Origin of the sequence: Streptomyces sp. A012304 (assembly GCF_026008495.1) — a bacterium.
Lineage (GTDB): Bacteria > Actinomycetota > Actinomycetes > Streptomycetales > Streptomycetaceae > Streptomyces.
Genome location: NZ_BQUN01000126.1, coordinates 1 through 3,731, shown reverse-complemented (window position 1 = coordinate 3,731; position 3,731 = coordinate 1). Strand labels below are relative to the sequence as shown.

The window sequence follows — 3,731 nt, the reverse complement described above, 5'->3', positions numbered from 1 at the left end:
GCGGTCCCCCGGCCCCATTCTTCCTTCGGGTCGATGACCTACTTGCCGCTGGGAGACAGCCACAGCGGCGCCGAAACGGACCGCGAGCGCTGAGGCTCACGCAGCGTCCGGTGACTGCACACCTCCTCGTCGGCCACCTGGTCCTCGATGCTGAAGCCCCGGTAGGCGACGATGTGCGCCAGCCGGTCGTCCTTCGCCCGCGCCGTCGCGGTGAAGCGGCGGTCGCCCACCAGCGCCGGACTGCCCGAGGAATAGTCGATCATCATCAGCGTGCCCTCCGGCACCATCAGAATCTCGGCGATGGTCACGTCCGCCGCGCGAGCGGCCTTGCGGAACCATCCGGGGTTGGACGCCCAGTAGAGGTTCCCCTCGGTGTCGACAGCGACGGAGAGCGGGCTCACCGCCGTGCGTGCCAGCATGACCAGTTGCGGCCAGCGCCGGTCGGTCCACACCAGAGCAGCCCGGCCCACGACGGACTCCAGGACGTCGAGGGTGGGCAGGATGACCCCTCCCTCCTGGTCGAGCGCCTGATAGAGCACCTCAGTGTCGGTCTCACCCGTCGGTCGCGGGAGGTCATACTCCGCCCGCAGCCGCCACGCGTCCACGTCTCCGTTGTGCGTGCCGATGAGCTGTCCCACCTGCAGCGGGCTGGAGTTGACCAGCGTCGTCCGACCCTGGGTCGCCCAGCGGGTGTGACCGAGGGCGACCGGAGCCGCGTCGAGATCACTCATGTAGTCGGACTTCCACACGTCACGGAACCGGCCAGATCCCTTGACGATGCGCCAGCCTCCCGCCGTAACGTCACGGCGGTTGTTGACCGGACGCCGCGTCAGCGGCTGCGTTGCTGCGGTGGCGAACGCCAGGCCCGCCGAGTCCTTTCCGCGCTCTTCGGCCAGATGCCCCAGGGCGACACACATGATGGTGGCGCGGGTGGGGTCACAGGTCTGGTTTCGGACAACTCCGAACAGACCGCACATAGTTGTTCCTTTTCTGCCTCGATTCTCCGCGAGGAGACCGAGGTGTACTGCTCAAGCCGTCAGGCCGCGCCGCGCGCGGCCTGACGGGTACTGCATGGTGGGGTGTTCATCCGCTCACCCCAGAGGGCGGTACGGACTTACCGGGACTCCGCCTTGACGAAGTCACCGTCGGGGATCTCCTCGGCGTCGGTGAACCAGCGGCGAGACGACTCGCCCGCGAGGTACACGTACGCCTCGATCTCGCCGCCGTCGGCAAGAGTCACAGTGCGGACCTTGCGGTCGTACATGTTGTTGCGACCCTCGCCCCGGTAGCCTTCGAGCCGGTCGAGCCGACGGAGCACGACGGGCCACTGCTCGGGGTCTACGTCCATGACCTCGCCGACGACCTTCCGGCCATCCCGCTGGATCGCGAAGGGGACACCGGAACCGAAGATCGCGTAGTCGTTCAGGGTCGCGGGGCGCTCCTGAATCGTGGTGCCCTCCAGGATGCCGAAGTAGTTGCCCTGCCCGGCACGGAGCGTGCCGTAGACGAAAACGGGCCTCTGCTCAGTGGTGAACACGGGTTCGCCACCTTTCTGGTACTGCTCGCCGGTCACCTTCTCCGGCGTTGATGACTCAACTCTACAGCACTATTTCCAATTATGCAACTCCCAGGCCTGCCTTCCATCGCGAGTGTTGCATAATTGGATTTACTGCGGTACTTTGGATGTGTCGTCGGGCGTGAGCACTCGCCGCCCGGCGACCCTGTGAAGGAGCCGCCCACATGCGGCTCGACCTCCGCTGCCCCCTCCCAGCACAGCGGAGGCACAGGCCCCGGGCGCGGCGCTCACGGTGCCGCGCCCGGATCGAACGACGCCCACTCAACGAACGCCCATTCAACCGGTCCTTCACCCCATGGAGTTGCCCATGCCGTTCATGATGAGCACCCGCGCTCTGGCCCGGCTCGACCACGCGGCACTCCGCGCGGCTGGCCAAAGGTCAGCAGAGGGCCGGCCGAGCCGGATCGGCGGCGCGGCCGCTCCGTATGCCGTGTTCGCCACCGCCGGCTACGCGCGCACCATGCTGCGCCACGTGCTCCGCCTGAGGCAGTGGGTCACCGTCATCAGCCAGGCCGACGACCTCCACCCCCTCATCGAAGGGGCAGTGAGCCCGGCCATCCGGCTGCAGATCCCGGCCGGATCCATGTCCCGTGAGTTCCTGGCCGCCTACGACAACACCCGGCGATTCGCCCTGAGCCCCATCGCCCCGTGCCCGCAGTGCGGAGCGCGCGTTCCGACGGTATGCATCAACAACCTGGCCGACTACGGCGACTGGCTGCGTGGCGCCCAGGACCTCGCCGAGTCCCCGTTCTACCGCACCTCGCCCGCCCATCACAGTGACTGCCCGCTCCCGCGTCAGCCACTGACGACGTAATCGGGTCCGCAGCACCCCGCGTCGCGGCGCCCGAATGCGTCGAGGCGCCCGAATGCGTCGAGGCGCCCGAATGCGTCGAGGCGCCCGAACAGATCGAAGCAGTACCGATGACTCGCTCCCATCCCCCGCACCCGCTGCGGAAGCAGGCCGAACCGACCATCACCGTGGTGTCGGTGCCGGCCCCTGCGCGACGCACCGAGAAGGAACAGATCTTCCACGACGGCCTCACCGAACACCTCTTGTTCGCGCTGCCGATCGCGATGCTCGAGATCAGCCGGATGCCACCGCACGCACTGGACCCGCTCCGGGCCATGGCGGCTGCGGCCATCGGCGGCCGCGGCGACGTTCTCCAGTTCCCGAGCAAGAAGCACACCGCCGAGGCGGGCCAGCAGTTGGATCTCGGTCTCGCCTACCTGGCGCTGATGACCGCAGGCGGCATCACCAAGTTCGGTGTGCACGCCTGCGCCGCGCCCCATGACGACTGCCCGGCCGACACATCGAGCTCCAACCAGACGGAAAGCACGACATGAACACCAGCTCGACCACCGACACGCCGCACACGAAGCCCAAGGCGCGCCGGTGGCTCCTCACCCAGAACCGGCAACTGCGGGCCGAAGGGATCTTCAACTGGCCACTTCCCGCTTGGGCCGGCCGCTTTTCCGATGGATCGACATACAACGCCTGCCCGGAGGCCGGGGCCTGCGCGAAGCTCTGCTACGCGAGGGTGGGTACCTATCGGTGGCCGGTCGTCCTGGCCGCGCACGAGCGCAACATGTGGATGACGATGCATGCCCTGGACGAGTGGGAAGCCCAGATGGCCGAGGAACTCCGCCACCGGCGGTATCGGGGCAAATGGATTCGCTTGCACGATTCCGGCGACTTCCATTCCGACGAATATTTGCAGGCGTGGCTGCGCATCATGCGGAACGCCCCCGCAGACACCTGGTTCTACTGCTACACGAAATCCGTTTCGCGTTTCCGCCGGCTCGTTGAGCCGAATCCGCCCGAGAATTTCCTGTGGTGCTACAGCCTGGGCGGGAAGGAGGACTTTCTGCTGGATCTGGAGAGCGACCGCCATGCCGACGTGTTCCCCGGCGTCGAGGAACTGGAGGAGGCGGGCTACACCGACCAGACGGAATCCGACCTCCTGTCTGTCCTGAGCGAGTCGCCGAAGGTCGGCATCCCGGCGAACCGGATCCCGATGCTGCTCAAACGGCAGGGTGACGAGACCTTCAGCAGCTTGCAGCGCGCCCTGGACAAGAAGCTCGCCGAGAAGAAGCAGCGCCGCACGGCCGCAGGCAGCCTCGGTCTCGCTTCCTGACCGCCGGCCACCGGCTCGCC

The 3,731-nt window shown here is 67.3% G+C and carries 5 protein-coding genes; 3 read left to right on the top strand and 2 right to left on the bottom strand.

Features of this window, described 5'->3' with window-relative positions:
- Positions 1 to 38: 38 nt before the first annotated feature.
- Both ALMP_RS32495 and ALMP_RS32490 read right to left on the bottom strand, forming a co-directional pair.
- Positions 39 to 731 carry a hypothetical protein gene (locus ALMP_RS32495; protein ID WP_264934984.1) on the bottom strand — a complete coding sequence of 231 codons (693 nt, stop codon included), beginning with the start codon at positions 729 to 731 and terminating at the stop codon, positions 39 to 41.
- Between the two features lie 383 nt (positions 732 to 1,114).
- Positions 1,115 to 1,537: a gamma-glutamylcyclotransferase family protein gene (locus ALMP_RS32490; RefSeq protein WP_264934983.1), complete on the bottom strand. Its 423-nt coding sequence runs from the start codon at positions 1,535 to 1,537 to the stop codon at positions 1,115 to 1,117.
- A 346-nt stretch (positions 1,538 to 1,883) separates the two neighbouring features.
- Between ALMP_RS32490 and ALMP_RS32485 the strand changes: the two genes are divergently transcribed.
- From ALMP_RS32485 to ALMP_RS32475, 3 genes are all read left to right on the top strand, one after another.
- Positions 1,884 to 2,390 carry a hypothetical protein gene (locus tag ALMP_RS32485; RefSeq protein WP_264934981.1) on the top strand — a complete coding sequence of 169 codons (507 nt, stop codon included), beginning with the start codon at positions 1,884 to 1,886 and terminating at the stop codon, positions 2,388 to 2,390.
- Positions 2,391 to 2,497: 107 nt separating this feature from the next.
- Positions 2,498 to 2,920, top strand: coding sequence for a hypothetical protein (locus ALMP_RS32480; protein WP_264934979.1), 423 nt, complete (start codon positions 2,498 to 2,500; stop codon positions 2,918 to 2,920).
- Positions 2,917 to 3,711: a hypothetical protein gene (locus ALMP_RS32475; RefSeq protein ID WP_264934977.1), complete on the top strand. Its 795-nt coding sequence runs from the start codon at positions 2,917 to 2,919 to the stop codon at positions 3,709 to 3,711. Before ALMP_RS32480 ends, ALMP_RS32475 begins: the two co-directional genes overlap by 4 nt.
- The last annotated feature ends 20 nt before the right edge of the window (positions 3,712 to 3,731 follow it).

What these genes read in the sequence shown, in the direction of transcription:
- ALMP_RS32495 (WP_264934984.1), bottom strand. Translation starts at nt 731, where the DNA reads ATGAGTGATCTCGACGCGGCTCCGGTCGCCCTCGGTCACACCCGCTGG.
- ALMP_RS32485 (WP_264934981.1), top strand. Translation starts at nt 1,884, where the DNA reads ATGCCGTTCATGATGAGCACCCGCGCTCTGGCCCGGCTCGACCACGCG.
- ALMP_RS32480 (WP_264934979.1), top strand. Translation starts at nt 2,498, where the DNA reads ATGACTCGCTCCCATCCCCCGCACCCGCTGCGGAAGCAGGCCGAACCG.
- ALMP_RS32475 (WP_264934977.1), top strand. Translation starts at nt 2,917, where the DNA reads ATGAACACCAGCTCGACCACCGACACGCCGCACACGAAGCCCAAGGCG.